This window comes from Paracoccus sp. L-17, assembly GCF_056857655.1.
This window is the reverse complement of the sequence record NZ_JBSXNM010000043.1, coordinates 81664-98465: the sequence shown is the minus strand read 5'-3', so window position 1 is coordinate 98465 and position 16802 is coordinate 81664. Positions and strand designations below refer to the sequence as shown.

The window sequence follows — 16802 nt, the reverse complement described above, 5'->3', positions numbered from 1 at the left end:
AAGTCTCATCCTGCGCCGCGAAGGAGATCCATCATGCCCGTCAAGAACCGATTTGCCGAATTGCTGCCCGAAATCACCGCCTGGCGCCGCGATTTCCACGAGAATCCGGAATTGCTGTATGACGTTCACCGCACGGCGGGAAAAGTCGCGGATCTTTTGCGGGATTTCGGCTGTGACGAGGTGACGGAAGGGATCGGCCGGACCGGTGTTGTCGGGGTCATCAAGGGCAAGTCGGACAAGACCGGCCGGGTGATCGGTCTGCGTGCCGATATGGACGCGCTTCCGATCAACGAACAGACCGGGCTGGATTATGCCTCGAAGACGCCTGGCAAGATGCATGCCTGCGGCCATGACGGCCATACGGCGATGCTGCTGGGCGCGGCGAAATACCTTGCCGAGACGCGCAATTTCGACGGCACGGCGGTGGTCATCTTCCAGCCCGCCGAAGAAGGCGGCGGCGGCGGCGACGCGATGGTCAGGGACGGGCTGATCGATCGCTGGAAGATCGACGAGGTTTACGGGATGCACAACATGCCGGGCATCCCCACCGGCGCCTTCGCCATCAAGCCCGGTGCGATGATGGCCTCTGCCGACCAGTTCGACATCACCGTGACTGGCAAGGGTGGCCACGCGGCAAAGCCGCATGAATGCATCGACACGACCCTGACGGCGGCGCAGATCATCGTCGCGCTGCAATCCGTCGTCGCCCGCAATATCGATCCGCTGAAGAACGCGGTGATCTCGGTCTGCGTGGTCACGACCGATTCGACCGCGCATAACGTGATTCCGCAGGTGGTCAAGCTGCGGGGCACCGCGCGCAGTCTCGATCCCGGCGTCCGCGACCAGTTGCAAGAGGGCATTGGCCGCGTTGCCATCAATGTGGCAGCCGCGATGGGTGCGACGGCCGAGGTCGATTATCAGCGGGGGTATCCGGTCACCGTGAACGACGATCAGGCAACGACCTGGGCCGCCAAGGTGGCCCGCGACATCGCCGGCGATGTGGACATGGAGATGCAGCCGATGATGGGTGGCGAGGATTTCAGCTACATGCTGCTGGAACGCCCCGGCGCCTATATCTTCGTCGGCAATGGCGATTCCGCGATGGTCCACCATCCGGCCTATAATTTCGACGACAACGCCATCCCGGCCGGATCCAGCTGGTATGCCGGCATGGTCGAAAGCCGGATGCCCGCCGCCTGAATCGTCGCGCGCGGCAGGCCATGTCGCAGCACCGCCGGCCGAGGTCGGAAACACGATGGTCATGGCACGCCGTTCGGTCGAAATGCGGGGGCGGGCGGCGAAGATCGACCCGCCCTGACAAGTTGAAGGGACGGATCCGACATGAACAGCTATACCCTGCGCGTCACCTGCGCCTCGACCCGCGGGATCGTCGCCGCGATCTCGGGCTTTCTGGCGCAGCATGATTGCAACATCACCGACAGCGCGCAGTTCGACGATGCCGAGACCGGCAATTTCTTCATGCGGATGAGCTTTCGGTCCGAAGGTGGGGCGACGCTGGACGGACTTCAGGCCGATTTCGCGCCGATTGCGGGGAAATTCGGCATGGAGATCGAGATCAGCGACGATGCGGTCAAGAAGAAGGTGCTGATCATGGTCAGCCGCTTCGGCCATTGCCTGAACGACCTTCTCTATCGCTGGCGGATCGGCGCGCTGCCCATCGACATCGTCGGTGTGGTTTCGAACCACCACGAATATCAGAAGGTCGTCGTCAATCACGACATCCCTTTCCACATGATCCGCGTGACCGCCCAGAACAAGCCCGAGGCCGAGGCCCGGCAGTTGGAGATAATCGAGGAAACCGGGGCCGAACTGATCGTCCTGGCGCGCTACATGCAGGTCCTGTCGGATGCGATGTGCCACAAGATGTCGGGGCGGATCATCAACATCCACCATTCCTTCCTGCCCAGTTTCAAGGGGGCGAATCCCTACAAGCAGGCTTATGAGCGCGGCGTGAAGCTGATCGGGGCGACCTCGCACTACGTCACCGCAGATCTGGACGAGGGCCCGATCATCGAACAGGACACGGTGCGCGTCACCCATGCCCAGAGCCCGGGCGATTATGTCAGTCTCGGTCGCGATGTGGAAAGCCAGGTCCTGTCGCGCGCGGTCCATGCCCACATCCACGGCCGCGTGTTCGTGAATGGCGCGAAAACGGTCGTCTTCCCCGCCTCGCCAGGCAGCTATGTCTCGGAGCGGATGGGCTGAGCAATCAACACGGCCATGGTGCAGGTCCGAACCGGCGGCGGGGGGCTTCGCGCCCCCCGGCCGCGCGTCCCGCGCGGCTCCCCCCGCGGGATATTTGGACCAAGGCAAGGCAGGTTGACGATTTTTTTACAGATTCCAGGTTATTCACCGAATGCGGTACAGGCGGGGACGCCGATGACCGTCCAAGGCAAAGCGCCCCGTTTCCTGATGGAAGCGGGGCGTCATCGACTTTGCCTTGGCAGAAATATCCCGGGGGAGCCCCGGAGGGGCGGGGGCAGCGCCCCTTTTTCCCGCCGGCTATTGCGGAAGCTCGGCGGTTATTCCTTCGACAAAGAAATCCATACCCGACAATTCCTCGTCCGTCGCCGTCTCGCCGTCGGCCAGCCATGCACTGCCATCGGCCTTGTTCAGCGGACCGGTGAAGGGATGGTATTCGCCCGAGGCGATCTTGTCCTTCAGCGCCAGCGCCTCCTGCTTGACCTCGGCCGGCACGGCATCGGTGATTTCGCCGATCTCGACCTCGCCATCGCCGATTCCCGCCCAGGTCGCCGTTGATTCCCAGGTCCCGTCCAGCATCGCGCCGACCCGTTCGATGTAGTAGGGCGCCCAGTTGTCGATGATCGACGAGACCCTGGGAGTCGGCTTGAAATTCGCCATGTCGCTGGCCTGTCCGAAGCCGATCGCCCCCGCTTCCTGCGCCTTGGCCAGAGGTGCGGTGGAATCGGTATGCTGCAGGATCACGTCCACGCCTTCGGCGATCAGGGCTGCTGCGGCGTCGGCTTCTTTGGCGGGATCGAACCAGCTATAGGCCCAGACCACCTTGATTTCGACATCCGGATTGACCTTTCTGGCGTGGATATAGGACGAGTTGATGCCCTGGACCACCTCGGGGATCGGGAAGGAACCGATATAGCCGATCTTGTTCGACCTGGTCATCCGCCCCGCGATGGTACCGATCACGGCGCGGCCCTCGTAGAAACGGGCGTCATAGGTAGCGACATTCTCGGCGCGCTTGTAGCCGGTCGCGTGTTCGAATTTCACGTCGGGAAACTTGGCCGCGACATTCATGACCGCGTCCATGTAGCCGAAGCTGGTGGCGAAAATCAGCTTGTTGCCCGCCAGCGCCAGCTGGGTCAGCGCGCGTTCCGCATCGGCACCTTCCGGCACGCTTTCGATGAAGGTGGTTTCGACCTTGTCGCCGTATTCGGCGACCATCGCCTGCCGGGCCTGATCGTGCTGATAGGTCCAGCCGCCGTCACCCACCGGGCCGACATAGATGAAGCCGACCTTCAAAGGTTCGGTCTGGGCCAAGGCGGGCGCGGCCAGGCCGATCGCGGGCAGGGCGGCGACACTGACAAGAAGTTCTCTGCGGTTCATGTTTCCCTCTCTGTTGTCGCGCCGCTTTCAGCGCAGCGCGTGGAAATTCTGGCCGAGCGAGCCGGGGGCGGCCCGTCCCGCGCGGCGGCTGTATTTCTGCCGGGCCGAGATCAGCACCAGCACGATGATCGTGGCAAGATAGGGCGCCATCGACAAAAGCTGAACCGGCACCCGGATGCCCGCCGCCTGCAGGCGCAATTGCAGCACCGTGACGCCGCCGAACAGCCAGGCGCCCGCCAGCACGCCGGGCGCGGTCCAGTTCGAGAACACCACGATCGCCAGCGCGATCCAGCCGGCGCCCGCGGTCATCCCCTCGGTCCATTGCAGCACCGTGGCGATCGAGATGAAGGCCCCGCCGACGCCCGCCATGGCGCCGCCGAAACCGATCGCCGCAATGCGGATCGCGTGCACCGGATAGCCAAGGGCGTGGGCCGCGTCGTGGTTTTCGCCCACCCCGCGCAGAATCAGGCCCGTCCGCGAGCGGTTCAGGAACCACCAGACCAGCGGCACCATCACAAGCCCCAGCCAGACGATCCAGTTGATGCGAAGCGGTCCGGGCATCATGGCGGGGGCCTTGATCCCCTCCAGCGGCTTGCCGAACAGCGCCGCGAGGCCCAGGCCGAAAAGCGTCAGCGCAAGACCCGAGGCGACCTGATTGGCCAGCAGGATTTGCGTCAGAGCCGCGAACAGCATCGCGATCGCGGCCCCTGCCAGCGCCGCCGCCAGAAAGCCCGCGAAAGGACTGCCGGTCACATAGGCCGCGGCAAAGCCCGCCAGTGCGCCGGTGATCATCATCCCCTCGACACCCAGGTTCAGAACGCCGGCGCGTTCCACCACCAACTCGCCAAGGGCGGCAAAGAGGATCGGCGTGGCCGCGGCCAGAAGCAGCAGGAAGACCGAAAGCGGGTCGATCATGCGGCGATCCTCCTGGCGATGCGAAAGCGGGTCAGAAGATCGAAACCCAGCAGGAAGAACAGCAGCATTCCCTGAAATACCTGGACCGTGGCGGCGGGCAATTGCAGCGTCAGCTGCGCCAGCTCGCCGCCGATATAGGTCAGTGCCAGCAGCAGGCCCGCCAGCAGGATGCCGACCGGATGCAGCCGGCCCAGAAAGGCCACGATGATCGCCGTGAAACCGTAGCCCGTGCCCAGCTTGTCGGTGATCTGGCCGGCGGGGCCCGCCACCTCGAACAGCCCCGCCATGCCGGCGAAGGCGCCCGAAAGGCCAAGGCAGAAGGCCACCAGCGTTTCGGGTCTGACCCCGGCGAAACGGGCCGCGCGCGGTGCCAGACCTGCGGCGCGGATATGGAAGCCCCGGATGTGACGGCTCATCAGGAACCAGATTGCCAGGACGGCGGCGGCGGAGGCCACGACGCCCCAATGCGCGCCGGTGCCTGCGATCAGTTCGGGGTTCGATGCGGCCGGATATTGCTGCAGGTTGCGCGATCCCGGAAAGCCATAGCCTTCGGGGTTCTTCATCGGCCCGAAGGCCATCCACGCCGCCACGCGCTGCGCCACATAGACCAGCATCAGCGAGACAAGGATTTCCGAGGCGCCGAACCAGTTGCGCAGCAAGGCCGGGATCATGCCCCAGGCCCAACCGCCCAATGCGCCCGCCAGCACCATGGCGGGAAAGATCCACATGCCCTCGGCGGGATAGGCCGCCAGCGCGACCGCCGCGCCGGTGATGCCGCCGATGATGTATTGGCCCTCGGCGCCGATATTCCAGATACCGGCGCGAAAGCCCACCGCCAGCCCCGAGGCGATCAGGATCAGCGGCGCGGCCTTGACCAGCAATTGCGGGCGCGAATAGCCGGCGGCAGGCCCGAACAGCGGATCCCAGAAGATCGTGCGGATCGCGGCAAGCGGGTCGTAACCCATGATCGCGAACAACAGGCCGCCCGCGATCATCGTCGCCAGGACCGCCAGCAGAGGCGTCGCGATCTGCCATGCGGCCGAGGTCTGGTCGCGTGGAACGAGGCGGATCATATCTGCGCGACCTCCATCCCGTGCGCGCCGCCCAGCATCAGGCCGATCTCGTCGAGGTTCAGCCCGGCTGTCGGACGCGGATCGGACAGACGGCCTTCGTTCAGCGCGCAGAAACGGTCGGACAATTCCATCAGTTCGTCGAGATCCTGAGAGATCACGATCACGCCCGCCCCGCCGCGCGCCAGATCCAGCAGCGACTGACGCACCGCGGTGGCGGCGCCGGCATCGACGCCCCATGTCGGCTGATTGACGACCAGAACGCGCGGCGCTTGCAAGACCTCGCGCCCGATGACGAATTTCTGCAAGTTGCCGCCTGACAGGGCGCGCGCGGCGGTAGAAGGCCCCGGCGTGCGCACGTCGAAGTCGCGGATCACCTGTTCGGCATAGGCTCGGGCGGCGGCGCGATCGATCAGGCCCTTGCGGACCAATCCCTTGCGCGGTCCAGCGGTCAGCAGCGTGTTCTCGGTCAGGCTGAAATCGGGCACGGCCGCATGGCCCAGACGATCCTCGGGCGCGGCCAGAAGCCCGGCCCGCCGCCGCGCCTGCGGGGGGGTGGCGCCCAGATCGCGGTCCTCCAGCAGAATCGTGCCCGGCGCGCTGCGAACCTCGCCCGACAGGGCGGCCAGCAATTCCTCCTGCCCGTTTCCGGCGACGCCGCCGATGCCCAGGATCTCGCCCGCGCGCAGGCTGAGAGAGACTGATTTCAGCGCCGTGCCCTCGGCGTTGGGGGCGGGCAGAGACAGGGACTTGACCTCCAGCAGGATCTTGCCCGCCTGCCGCCCGCTGCGGTCGATCGGACGCATCTCGCCGCCGACCATCATCGCGGCCAGTTCGCGGGCGGAATGGGCGCGGGGGTCGCAACTGTCCACGACCTTGCCGCCGCGCAGGATCGTGGCGCGGTCGCAATGGGTGCGGATTTCTTCCAGCTTGTGGCTGATATACAGGATCGCGGTGCCTCGATCGGCCAGCTTGCGCAGGGTGGCGAACAGCAATTCGGCCTCTTGCGGGGTCAGGACGCTGGTCGGTTCGTCCATGATCAGCAGGCGCGGATCCTGCAACAGGCATCGGATGATCTCGACCCGCTGACGTTCGCCCGCCGACAGCGTGACGATGCGGCGCGCAGGGTTCAGCGGCAGGCCGAAATCCTGGCTGACCTGCCGGATCCGGGCCGACAATTCCCGCCGGGGCGGCGGATATTCCATGCCGAGCGCGATGTTTTCGGCCACCGTCAGCGCGTCGAACAGGCTGAAATGCTGAAACACCATTGCGACCCCGGCCGCGCGCGCGGCACGGGGATCGGCGGGATGGTGGTGTGCACCGTGCAGCGTCATACGGCCGTCATCGGGCTTCACCAGGCCGTAGATCATCTTGACCAGGGTCGATTTTCCCGCGCCGTTCTCGCCCAGCAGCGCGTGGATCTGGCCCGCCTCGACCGCGAAGGACACGTCGTCATTGGCGCGCACACCGGGATAGGACTTTCCGACCCCTTCGGCCCGGAACACCGCCGCCTCTGCCGTCAAATTTGCCCCTCCGGTCAAAATCTTCGTCCTGTCTAGCGCGCCCGCGCCGCCTTCGGCAATTGCGCTGTTTGGTCAGGCTGCGATAACGTCGCGACCATGGCGACGAAATCCCCCCGATTCATTCATCTGCGCACACATTCCGAGCATTCCCTGCTGGAAGGCGCGGTTCCCGTAGGCAAACTGGCCACGCTTGCCGCCGAAGCAGGCATGCCTGCGGTCGCGCTGACCGACACCAACGCGATGTTCGCCGCGCTGGAATTCAGCGTCAAGGCGATGGAGAAGGGCATCCAGCCGATCATCGGCTGCCAGATGACACTGCGCCTGCCCGAGACCCTGGCAAGCGTGTCCGCCCCGGTCGTGCTGCTGGCGCAGAACCGGCAGGGCTGGCTGAACCTGATGGCGCTGTCCTCGTGTCTCTATCTGCGCACGGATGGCAGCCTGCCGCATGTCACGCTGGAGGAGGTCTGCGCCCATGCCCAGGGGTTGATCTGCCTGTCGGGCGGCCCGACGGGGCCGCTGGGTCTGTTGATCGCGCTAGGTCAGACCGACAAGGCCGCATTGCTTGCGGATCGCCTTGGCTCGGCCTTTCCGACCCGACTCTATGTCGAATTGCAGCGCCATCCGGCCGAGAACGGCAAGTTGCCGGAGGCCGAGGCCGTGTCGGAAGGCGGACTGATCGAGCTTGCCTATGCTAAGGAATTGCCGCTGGTCGCCACGAACGACGTCTATTTCCCCAGGCCCGAAATGTTCGAGGCCCATGACGCGCTGATCTGCATCGCCGAAAAGGCCTATGTCGATCAGTCCCAGCCCCGCCGCCGCCTGACGCCGCAGCACTATTTCAAGTCGCCCGAGGAAATGGCGGTCCTGTTCGCCGACCTGCCCGAGGCGCTGGACAATAGCGTCGAGATCGCCCGCCGCTGCGCGTTCGCGGTCGAAAGGCACAAGCCGATCCTGCCCAGATTCGCCGATGACGAGGTCGCCGAGCTGCGGCGGCAGGCCGAGGAAGGTCTCGCGGCGCGGCTGAAGGTCATCCCCCATGCAGTGCCGGTCGAGGATTACGAAAAGCGGCTGGATTTCGAGTTGGGCATCATCGAGCAGATGGGCTTTCCGGGCTATTTCCTGATCGTCGCCGATTTCATCCAGTGGGCCAAGGACCACGACATCCCGGTGGGACCGGGGCGCGGCTCGGGGGCGGGGTCGCTTGTTGCCTATGCCCTGACCATCACCGATCTGGATCCGCTGCGCTACAACCTCTTGTTCGAACGCTTCCTGAACCCCGAACGGGTCAGCATGCCGGATTTCGACATCGATTTCTGCATGGATCGCCGCGAAGAGGTGATCCGCTATGTGCAGGAGAAATACGGCAAGGAAAAGGTTGGCCAGATCATCACCTTCGGCGCGCTGCTGTCCAAGGCAGCGGTGCGCGATGTCGGCCGTGTTCTGCAGCTGCCCTTCATGCAGGTGGATCGCCTGTCCAAGATGATCCCGGTCGAAGGGGTGAAGCCCGTCAGCATCACCCGGGCGCGGGCCGAAGAACCGCGCCTGCGCGAGGCCGCCCGCGAAGAGGTGATCGCCCGGCTGCTGGACTATGCCGAAAAGATCGAGGGGCTGTATCGCAACGCCTCGACCCACGCGGCGGGGGTGGTGATCGGGGACCGGCCGCTGGACCGGCTGGTGCCCTTGTATCGCGATCCCGGATCGGACATGCCGGCGACGCAGTTCAACATGAAATGGGTGGAACAGGCCGGGCTGGTCAAGTTCGACTTTCTGGGCCTGAAGACGCTGACCGTGATCCAGAACGCGGTCGATCTGATCAATGCCGGCGGGCGGCCCCTGCATGTCACAGCCGATGGCCGCGAATTGTATCGGCCGCCCGAGGGTGCCGAGAACCAGATCAACGCCATCCCGCTGGACGACCAGGCCAGCTATGATCTTTTCGCCAGTGCCCGCACGGTCGCGGTGTTCCAGGTGGAAAGCAGCGGCATGATGGATGCGCTGCGCCGGATGAAGCCCACCTGCATCGAGGATATCGTGGCCCTCGTGGCCCTGTATCGTCCCGGCCCGATGGAGAACATCCCGACCTATTGCGAGGTCAAGAACGGCGCGCGCGCGCTGGAATCGATCCATCCCAGCATCGACCATATCCTGGCCGAGACGCAGGGCATCATCGTCTATCAGGAACAGGTGATGCAGATCGCGCAGGTCATGGCCGGCTACAGCCTTGGCGGGGCCGATCTGCTGCGCCGCGCCATGGGCAAGAAGATCGCCGCCGAAATGGCCAAGGAACGTCCGAAATTCATCAAGGGCAGCATCGAGAACGGCGTGCCCGAAAAGAAGGCCGGCGAAGTTTTCGACCTGCTCGAGAAGTTCGCCAATTACGGCTTCAACAAATCACACGCGGCCGCCTATGCCGTGGTCAGCTATCAGACCGCCTGGCTGAAGGCGAACCATCCGGTCGAATTCATGGCCGCGGTGATGAACTGCGACATCCACCTGACCGACAAGCTGGCCATCTACAAACGCGAATGCGACCGGATGGGAATCGCGATCTTGGCCCCCTGCGTCAACCGCTCGGCACCGAAATTCACCGTGGGCGAAGGCCGCATCCATTATGCGCTTGGGGCGTTGAAGGGCGTCGGCATCGAGGCGATGCGACTGGTCCACGAGGCGCGCGGCGACAGACCCTTTGCCGATATCCATGATTTTGCCCGCCGCGTGGACATGAAGCGCGTGGGCAAGCGCCCGCTGGAGATGCTGGCCCGCGCCGGCGCGTTCGATACGCTGGACGATAACCGCGCGAGGGTCCTGAAATCTCTGGACAGCCTGGTCGCGTGGTCGGCGGCGGTTCAGGAACAGGCGGCGTCCAGCCAATCCTCGCTGTTCGGCGGCGGCGAGGATCTGCCGCCGCCGCGTGCGGCGATCGAGCAGGTCTGGCTGCCGACCGAGAAGCTGGGCGAGGAACATCGCGCCATCGGCTTTTACCTGTCCGGGCATCCGCTGGACGATTACCTGCCCGCGCTGAAGCGCAAGAACGTGATGACGCTGGCCCAGATCAGCGCCGAGGCGGCAGGCGGCCCGATGGTGGCCAGCATCGCCGGCACCGTGGCCGCGCGGATGGAACGCAAGTCGGCCAAGGGCACGCCCTACGCCTTTGTCAGCCTGTCCGATCCGACCGGGCTTTACGAGGTGACGGTGTTCTCGGACCTGCTGAACGCCTCGCGCGATCGGCTGGAACCGGGCGAGAATGTCGTGTTGCAGGTCAAGGTCGAACCCTCGGGCGAGCAGGTCAAGATGCTGGCCAATTCCGTCACCCGGCTGGAGGACGCGGTGGCCGATGCAGGCGCCGGCAGCCTTGCGGTCGAGATGCAGGGCGCCGACGCGATTCCGCGCCTGGCCGAGGTTCTGGGTCGGATCCGCACTGAAATCGTGGTTTCGGCGCGATCTCGCGGGCCAATTCTGCTGCGTCTGCGCGAAGGCGATGAACTGATCGAGATCGAGGTGGCCGATGATGCGCCTCTGACCACGCCCGCGCGGCAGGCGTTGCGCGCCGTGCCGGGGGTGCTGGAGGTCAGCGAGGAATAGGGCGAGCGCGGCCTATTCTCTCAGGTCGCGTTCGGTGTTGTCCAGATCGGCGTCGCCGTCCATCAGGCTGCGATCGGCGGAATCGCCGAAGGTGGCCCAGTGCATGTCCTCGCCCGGATAGGGCAACTCATCGGGGCGCCAGGTCAGGTGCATGTTGGTCTTGGCGATCATCAGCCCGGTTATCGGCGCGGTCAGGAACAGAAACAGCACGATCAGGAATTCGTGCCAGCTGGCACGTTCGCCGAAAAAGCCGAACCAGAGCAGCGATGCGATCATGATGCCACCCACGCCAAGCGTTGCGGCCTTGGTCGGTGCATGAAGCCGGGTCATCTGATCGGGCAGCTTCACCAGCCCGTAGGATCCCACAAGACCGAAAGCACCGCCGATGACCAGCATCGCCGAGATCAGGATCTCTCCAGCAAGGTCCATCGCATTTTCCCTTTCATTCGATCAGGTCGCCGCGCAGCAGGAATTTTGCATAGGCCACGGTCGAGATGAAGCCGACCATGGCGAACAGCAGCATGATCTCGAAATACATCGTCGTGTCGTGCAGGATGCCGAACAGGGCGGTCAGCGCGATCATGTTGATCGCCATCGTGTCCAGCGCCAGAACCCGATCGCCGACTCCGGGCGCGAAAACAACGCGGTAGAGGCAGAACAACTGGCCGATGCCGAAACAGGCGAAGGCGAAATAAAGCGCGTAGAGGATCATTCGAAGATCTCCTTCAGGCGGGCTTCGTAGCGCGTCTTGATCTCGTCGATCACCTCTTGCGGTTCGGGAGCGTGCAGGCAATGGACCAGCAGCGCATGGCCGTTCTGCGACAGGTCCGAACTGACCGTCCCCGGTGTCAGCGTGATGGTGCTGGCCAGAACCGTGATCGCCTCGGGCGATCGCAACTCCAGCGGAATGGTGATCCAGGCGGGTTGCAGGTTGCGGTTGGGCTTGAACAGCACGATCAGCGCCACATCGATATTGGCCCTGATGATATCGTGGACGACAATCGTGACATAGACGAGGATCTTGCCCGGATGGCGCAGCCGGGCACGGGCGGGCCAGTAGGGTTCGGTCAGCGCCGGGATCGCGATGCTGAGGATCACCGCAAAGACCAGCGAACCCCAGGCGAACCGGTTGACCAGCAACATCCAGACGATGACCAGCATCGCCGAAAGATAGGGATGAGGAAACAGGCGCCGGATCATTTCGCACCCTCCTGCTGGCGCAGCACCGATTCGTAGTAGAGCGTCGGGTTGGTCAGTTGATCGGCCGTCCGTTGCAGATAATCGGTCAGCGGCCCGGCGAAGACGGTCAGCACCACCATACCGGCCAGCAGCGCGCCGGTCGCGGTGAAGGACAGCCATGGCGCTGCCGAATCGCCGACATCCTGGATCGGTTCGTCGGTTTCCAGCTTCGTCGGGATCGGTCCGGGCGCGGGGCGCTGACCTTCGTCGCTGTCGTTGCCCGGCTCGGGGTCCATCTCGTGCGACTTCCAGAACAGGATCGAGCCTGCCCGCCCAAAGCCCACCAGCGCGATCAGCGAGGTCACGAGAATCGTGGCCCAGATGCCATCGCGCCAGGGGTCGTCGGCGGTGGCGTCGAGGATCATCAGCTTGCCCAGAAAGCCGGACAGCGGCGGCAGCCCCACGACCGCAATGCCGGTCGCGAAGAACAGGGCCGAGATCAGGCCGGTATTGCCGATGGCCGGCCTGAGCCGCAGCCAGAAATCACCGCCGCGGCGCGCCGCGACCAGATCCACGACAAGAAACAGCGCCGCCGCCGACAGGGTGGAATGGATCATGTAATACAACCCCGCCGTCAGCCCCTGCGCATCGAACCGCGCGACCGAGATCATCAGCGTCCCGATCGAGGCGATGGCCGCGAAGGCCGCCAGACGCGCCAGGCTGCGGGTGCCCATCACCCCCAGTTGCCCCAGGGTCAGCGTGATCAGGGCGGCGGGCAGGATCAGGTCGGTGGCGATGGTCTCGATCACCGAATCCTGCGGAAAGACCAGCGTGAAGAAGCGGATGATCGCATAGACCCCGACCTTGGACATGATGGCAAACAGCGCGGCCACCGGACCCGGCGCGTTGGCATAGGTCGAGGGCAGCCAGAAGTGCAGCGGCACGATGGCTGCCTTGATGGCAAAGACCAGCAGCAGCAGCACCGCGCCGGTGCGCAGAAGCGCCGTGTCCTCGGTCGGCATCCGTGCCACGCGCTCGGCCATGTCGGCCATGTTCAGGGTTCCGGTGACGGCATAGAGACAGCCGAGCGCGGCCAGGAACAGCGCCGATCCGGCAAGGTTGTAGCTGATGTATTGCACGCCCGCGCGCAGCCGCATCGGGCCGCCTCCGTGAATCATCAGCCCGTAGCTGGCGATCAGCAGCACCTCGAAGAACACGAACAGGTTGAAGGCGTCCCCGGTCAGAAAGGCGCCGTTCAGACCCATCAGCTGAAACTGCCACAGCGAATGGAAATGCCAACCCTTGCGGTCCCAGCCCGATCCGATGCCGTAAAGCTGCACCGTCACCGCCAGGATCGCCGTCAGCAGCAGCATCAGCGCCGACAGCCGGTCCAGCATCAGCACGATGCCGAAGGGCGCGGGCCAGTTGCCCAGGCGATAGACGAGAACGTCGCCCTCGACGGCCATCATGTGCAGCTTGATCGCGACCAGCAGCGTCAGAAGACTGCCGATCACGCCGAAGACCCGCTGTTGCAACAGATCGTGGCGCATCCACAGCACCATCAGCGGGCCCATCAGGGCCGGCACCAGAACGGGGGCGATCAGCCAGTTATTCATGCTTTCTCGTCCTCGTTCGCCGTCTCGTCCACAGTCTTCAGCGGCGGCATGATCCGGTCGGACTCGGGCATGTTGACGCGGTCGTCGCCGCCCTCGATGAAGGCGCCCAGCGACATCATCACCACGACGGCGGTCATCCCGAAGCTGATGACGATGGCCGTCAGCACCAGCGCCTGCGGCAAGGGATCGGTGTAGTCGGCCGGCGAAATGTTGTCGTGGCTGCTCAGGATCGGCGGCATGTTGACGACCAGCCGGCCGGTGACGAACAGGAATGCATTGATCGCGTAGGTCAGCATCGTCATGCCCAGAACGACGGCGAAGGTGCGCAGGCGCAGGATCAGGTAGACGCCTGCGGCGGTTATCGCGCCGATCGCGGTGGCCACGAGAAGTTCCATCTACTTCGCCCCCTCCGGCTGATCCTCGCTGAGGTCTATGTCCATCGGTTTCGTGTTCACCTTCTCGCCCGCCTGGCGCGCGATCCGTGACAGCGAGTTCAACGCCAGCATCACCGCCCCCACGACCGAAAGGAACACGCCCAGATCAAACCCGATGGCCGAGGACAGTCCGATTTTTTCCAGGAATGGCAGCTTGATATAGCCATAGGCCGAGGTCAGGAAGGGCCGGCCGTTGAACCAGGCGCCGATGCCCGTGGCGCCCGCCGCGACCACCCCCGCCCCGATCAGCGCGTGATAGGGCAGGGTCTGGCGTTCCTGCGCCCAGGCATAGCCCGAGGCCATGTATTGCATCAGCAGGGCGATGGCGACGACGAGACCGGCGATAAAGCCGCCGCCGGGCTGGTTGTGGCCGCGCAGGAAGATATAGATGCCGACGACCAGCGTGATCGGCAGCAGCACCCGCGTCGCGATCACCAGCATCAGCGGGTGGCGGTCACCGGCGCGGCGCTGATCATAGGTCCAGTTGCGCAGGCGCTTGGCGGATTTGCCCTGAAGCAGGGTCTGGGTCAGCGCGAAGATGGCCAGTGCCGCGATCCCCAGGACGGTGATCTCGCCGAAGGTGTCATAGCCGCGGAAATCCACCAGGATCACGTTGACCACATTGGTGCCGCCGGCCTTCTCGTAGCTGTTTTCCAGCATGTAGCCCGAGATCGGGTCAAAGGCGAAGTCGCGGCGCAGGACGGCATAGGTCAGCCCGCCAAAGCCAACGCCCGCCAGCGTCGCAACAAAGGCATCCCAGCCGCGCTGCGTTGCGCCGGATTCGACCAATGTGCGCTTTGGCAGGAAGTTCAGCACCAGCAGCAGCAGGATGACCGTCACCACCTCGACCGAGATTTGCGTCAGGGCAAGGTCGGGCGCCGAGAAATAGGCGAAAAAGGCCGAAGTCATCAGCCCGACGATGCCGACCAGAACCAGCGCCAGGACGCGGACCCGGTGGAACGTGACCATCAGCCCGGTCGCCACCATCGCCAGCACCCAGCCGATCGCGGGGACCAGCTTGATGGGCAGCATGTCGCGCGTCGCCGGACCGGCTGCGCCCGTATACCAGGCCAGCGTGCCGGCAAACAGCGTGGTCAGGGTAAAGGCCGCCAGCGCGCGCGGCATTGCGCCATTGGTCATGTTGTCGGTAAAGCCCCGCGCCGCGAAGACCAGGCGCAGAAGCAGCCAGTCGTAGATGGTCTTGGCCTCGGGCCGCGGCGCGGCGTTCCAGGCCGCAAGCAGGGGGCGGTGCAGGCCCAGCAGAACCACGGCGCCCAGGACTGCGATCGTGGACATGATCAACGCCGCGTTCACGCCATGCCACAGATAGATGTCGGAACTTTGTGCCTCGCCCGTCACCGCGGCGGCCGAGGCATCGACCAGCCAGCCCGCCATGGTGTTGGGAAACAAACCGATCAGAATGACCAGCAAGGCCAGAAGCGCGGGCCAGGAATAGAGGCCGAATCCCGGATCGTGCGGGCGATGCGGATAATCGTCGCGTTCCTGGCCGAAGAACGTGTGGACAATGAAGCGCAGCGAATAACCCACCGAGAACAGCGCCGCGACGGTGCCCACGATCATGAAGGTCTGCCGCGCGATTTCAAGGTCGCTCAGCTCGGCCAGCATCATCTCTTTTGACAGAAAGCCGTTCAGCGGCGGAATGCCGGCCAGCGACAGCGCCGCGATGGTGCCGATGGCAAAGGTGATCGGCATCAGCCTGCGCAGCCCGCCCAGCCGCCTGATGGAGCGGGTGCCGGTTTCGTGGTCGATGATGCCGGCGGTCATGAAAAGCGACGCCTTGAAGGTCGCATGGTTGATGATGTGGAAGACGGCGGCTATCGCGGCCTCTTCCGTTCCGAAGCCCAGCAGCATCGTGATCAGGCCCAGTTGGCTGACCGTAGAATGGGCCAGCAGCGCCTTCAGATCGTCCTTGAACACCGCGATCACGGCCCCCACCGTCATCGTGATCAGCCCGGTCGTGGCCACGATCCAGAACCATTCCTCCGTGCCTGCCAGCACCGGCCACAGCCGCGCCATCAGGAACAGCCCGGCCTTCACCATCGTCGCGCTGTGAAGATAGGCGCTGACGGGGGTCGGGGCGGCCATCGCGTGCGGCAGCCAGAAATGAAACGGGAATTGCGCGGATTTCGTGAAAGCGCCGATCAGGATCAGGATCAGCATCGGCAGATAATAGGGACTGGCCTGGATGGCGTCCTTCCGTGTCAGGATATCGCCGATGTCATAGCTGCCGGCAACCTGGCCCAGGATCAGCATCCCCGCAATCAGCGCAAGCCCGCCCATGCCGGTCACGGCCAGCGCCATCCGCGCGCCCTGCCGTCCCTCGGGCAGGTGCCGCCAATAGCCGATCAGCAGGAACGAGGACAGCGAAGTCAGTTCCCAGAAGATCAGCAGCAGAAGGATGTTGTCCGACAACACGATGCCGATCATCGCGCCCTGGAACAGCATCAGATAGGTGTAGAATTTGCCGATCGAATCCTGTCGCGACAGATAGAAGCGCGCGTATCCGATGATCAGCATCCCGATGCCCAGGATCAGGATGCCGAACAGCAGCGACAGCCCGTCGATGCGGAAATTCGCGTTCAGCTGGATCAGCGGCAGCCATTCGAACCGGGCGGTGATCACCTCGCCGCGCAGGATCGCGGGAATATGCAGCACGAGGCCGATCAGCGCAATCAGCGTGGTGGTGCCGCAGGCCGTGGCGGCGACGCTGCGGCCGGACCGGATCAGCAGGCCGGGCAGCAGGGCCCCGATGAAAGGCAGCAGGGCGATGAGGGCTGGCGACATGTGTCCTGGGCTTCCTGTTGGCGCGTATGATCTTTTCGCTGCTTGACCTTTGTGTTTCCAATCATCGCAGTGGAG

General features: G+C 64.6%; 13 protein-coding genes. 3 read left to right on the top strand and 10 right to left on the bottom strand.

What is annotated here, in order from left to right; translation table 11 throughout:
- Window positions 1–33: 33 nt before the first annotated feature.
- A complete protein-coding gene (locus AC13CR_RS13885) occupies window positions 34–1200 on the top strand; it encodes a M20 aminoacylase family protein (RefSeq protein ID WP_292953348.1) in 1167 nt (388 codons plus the stop codon).
- Window positions 1201–1341: 141 nt separating this feature from the next.
- Window positions 1342–2226, top strand: a complete 885-nt coding sequence (gene purU, locus AC13CR_RS13880; protein ID WP_292953345.1) for a formyltetrahydrofolate deformylase — start codon at window positions 1342–1344, stop codon at window positions 2224–2226.
- Between the two features lie 297 nt (window positions 2227–2523).
- On the opposite strand, the gene AC13CR_RS13875 is transcribed toward purU, so the two are convergent.
- Genes AC13CR_RS13875 through AC13CR_RS13860 form a run of 4 tightly spaced genes read right to left on the bottom strand, consistent with a single transcriptional unit; the run spans window position 2524 to window position 7093 of the window.
- On the bottom strand, window positions 2524–3603 hold the full coding sequence (locus AC13CR_RS13875; protein WP_292953342.1) for a BMP family ABC transporter substrate-binding protein: 1080 nt from the start codon (window positions 3601–3603) through the stop codon (window positions 2524–2526).
- A gap of 27 nt (window positions 3604–3630) precedes the next feature.
- Window positions 3631–4518, bottom strand: coding sequence for an ABC transporter permease (locus AC13CR_RS13870; protein WP_292953339.1), 888 nt, complete (start codon window positions 4516–4518; stop codon window positions 3631–3633).
- Window positions 4515–5591, bottom strand: a complete 1077-nt coding sequence (locus AC13CR_RS13865; RefSeq protein WP_446233440.1) for an ABC transporter permease — start codon at window positions 5589–5591, stop codon at window positions 4515–4517. Before AC13CR_RS13865 ends, AC13CR_RS13870 begins: the two co-directional genes overlap by 4 nt.
- A complete protein-coding gene (locus tag AC13CR_RS13860) occupies window positions 5588–7093 on the bottom strand; it encodes an ABC transporter ATP-binding protein (protein WP_482919998.1) in 1506 nt (501 codons plus the stop codon). Before AC13CR_RS13860 ends, AC13CR_RS13865 begins: the two co-directional genes overlap by 4 nt.
- A gap of 114 nt (window positions 7094–7207) precedes the next feature.
- Here AC13CR_RS13860 and dnaE point away from each other — a divergent pair, with 114 nt between their 5' ends.
- Window positions 7208–10693, top strand: coding sequence for a DNA polymerase III subunit alpha (gene dnaE / locus AC13CR_RS13855; RefSeq protein ID WP_482900888.1), 3486 nt, complete (start codon window positions 7208–7210; stop codon window positions 10691–10693).
- 12 nt (window positions 10694–10705) lie between these two features.
- Here the strand turns inward: dnaE and AC13CR_RS13850 are convergent, their stop codons facing one another.
- The 6 genes from AC13CR_RS13850 to AC13CR_RS13825 are packed head-to-tail and all read right to left on the bottom strand — an operon-like array spanning window position 10706 to window position 16727.
- Window positions 10706–11122, bottom strand: coding sequence for a Na+/H+ antiporter subunit G (locus tag AC13CR_RS13850; RefSeq protein ID WP_292953328.1), 417 nt, complete (start codon window positions 11120–11122; stop codon window positions 10706–10708).
- Between the two features lie 13 nt (window positions 11123–11135).
- Window positions 11136–11405 (bottom strand): K+/H+ antiporter subunit F, encoded by a 270-nt coding sequence (locus tag AC13CR_RS13845; protein WP_292953325.1) that lies wholly within the window; start codon window positions 11403–11405, stop codon window positions 11136–11138.
- On the bottom strand, window positions 11402–11893 hold the full coding sequence (locus tag AC13CR_RS13840; RefSeq protein ID WP_292953322.1) for a Na+/H+ antiporter subunit E: 492 nt from the start codon (window positions 11891–11893) through the stop codon (window positions 11402–11404). The genes AC13CR_RS13845 and AC13CR_RS13840 overlap by 4 nt, the downstream gene beginning before the upstream one ends.
- A complete protein-coding gene (locus AC13CR_RS13835; protein ID WP_292953319.1) occupies window positions 11890–13488 on the bottom strand; it encodes a monovalent cation/H+ antiporter subunit D in 1599 nt (532 codons plus the stop codon). Before AC13CR_RS13835 ends, AC13CR_RS13840 begins: the two co-directional genes overlap by 4 nt.
- Window positions 13485–13883: a Na+/H+ antiporter subunit C gene (locus AC13CR_RS13830; protein ID WP_292953316.1), complete on the bottom strand. Its 399-nt coding sequence runs from the start codon at window positions 13881–13883 to the stop codon at window positions 13485–13487. The genes AC13CR_RS13835 and AC13CR_RS13830 overlap by 4 nt, the downstream gene beginning before the upstream one ends.
- On the bottom strand, window positions 13884–16727 hold the full coding sequence (locus AC13CR_RS13825; RefSeq protein WP_292953313.1) for a monovalent cation/H+ antiporter subunit A: 2844 nt from the start codon (window positions 16725–16727) through the stop codon (window positions 13884–13886). It lies immediately after the preceding gene.
- Window positions 16728–16802 lie beyond the last annotated feature (75 nt).

Coding starts and splice junctions, on each gene's coding strand:
- AC13CR_RS13885 (WP_292953348.1), top strand. CDS start 34: ATGCCCGTCAAGAACCGATTTGCCGAATTGCTGCCCGAAATCACCGCC.
- purU (WP_292953345.1), top strand. CDS start 1,342: ATGAACAGCTATACCCTGCGCGTCACCTGCGCCTCGACCCGCGGGATC.
- AC13CR_RS13875 (WP_292953342.1), bottom strand. CDS start 3,603: ATGAACCGCAGAGAACTTCTTGTCAGTGTCGCCGCCCTGCCCGCGATC.
- AC13CR_RS13870 (WP_292953339.1), bottom strand. CDS start 4,518: ATGATCGACCCGCTTTCGGTCTTCCTGCTGCTTCTGGCCGCGGCCACG.
- AC13CR_RS13865 (WP_446233440.1), bottom strand. CDS start 5,591: ATGATCCGCCTCGTTCCACGCGACCAGACCTCGGCCGCATGGCAGATC.
- dnaE (WP_482900888.1), top strand. CDS start 7,208: ATGGCGACGAAATCCCCCCGATTCATTCATCTGCGCACACATTCCGAG.
- AC13CR_RS13850 (WP_292953328.1), bottom strand. CDS start 11,122: ATGGACCTTGCTGGAGAGATCCTGATCTCGGCGATGCTGGTCATCGGC.
- AC13CR_RS13845 (WP_292953325.1), bottom strand. CDS start 11,405: ATGATCCTCTACGCGCTTTATTTCGCCTTCGCCTGTTTCGGCATCGGC.
- AC13CR_RS13840 (WP_292953322.1), bottom strand. CDS start 11,893: ATGATCCGGCGCCTGTTTCCTCATCCCTATCTTTCGGCGATGCTGGTC.
- AC13CR_RS13835 (WP_292953319.1), bottom strand. CDS start 13,488: ATGAATAACTGGCTGATCGCCCCCGTTCTGGTGCCGGCCCTGATGGGC.
- AC13CR_RS13830 (WP_292953316.1), bottom strand. CDS start 13,883: ATGGAACTTCTCGTGGCCACCGCGATCGGCGCGATAACCGCCGCAGGC.
- AC13CR_RS13825 (WP_292953313.1), bottom strand. CDS start 16,727: ATGTCGCCAGCCCTCATCGCCCTGCTGCCTTTCATCGGGGCCCTGCTG.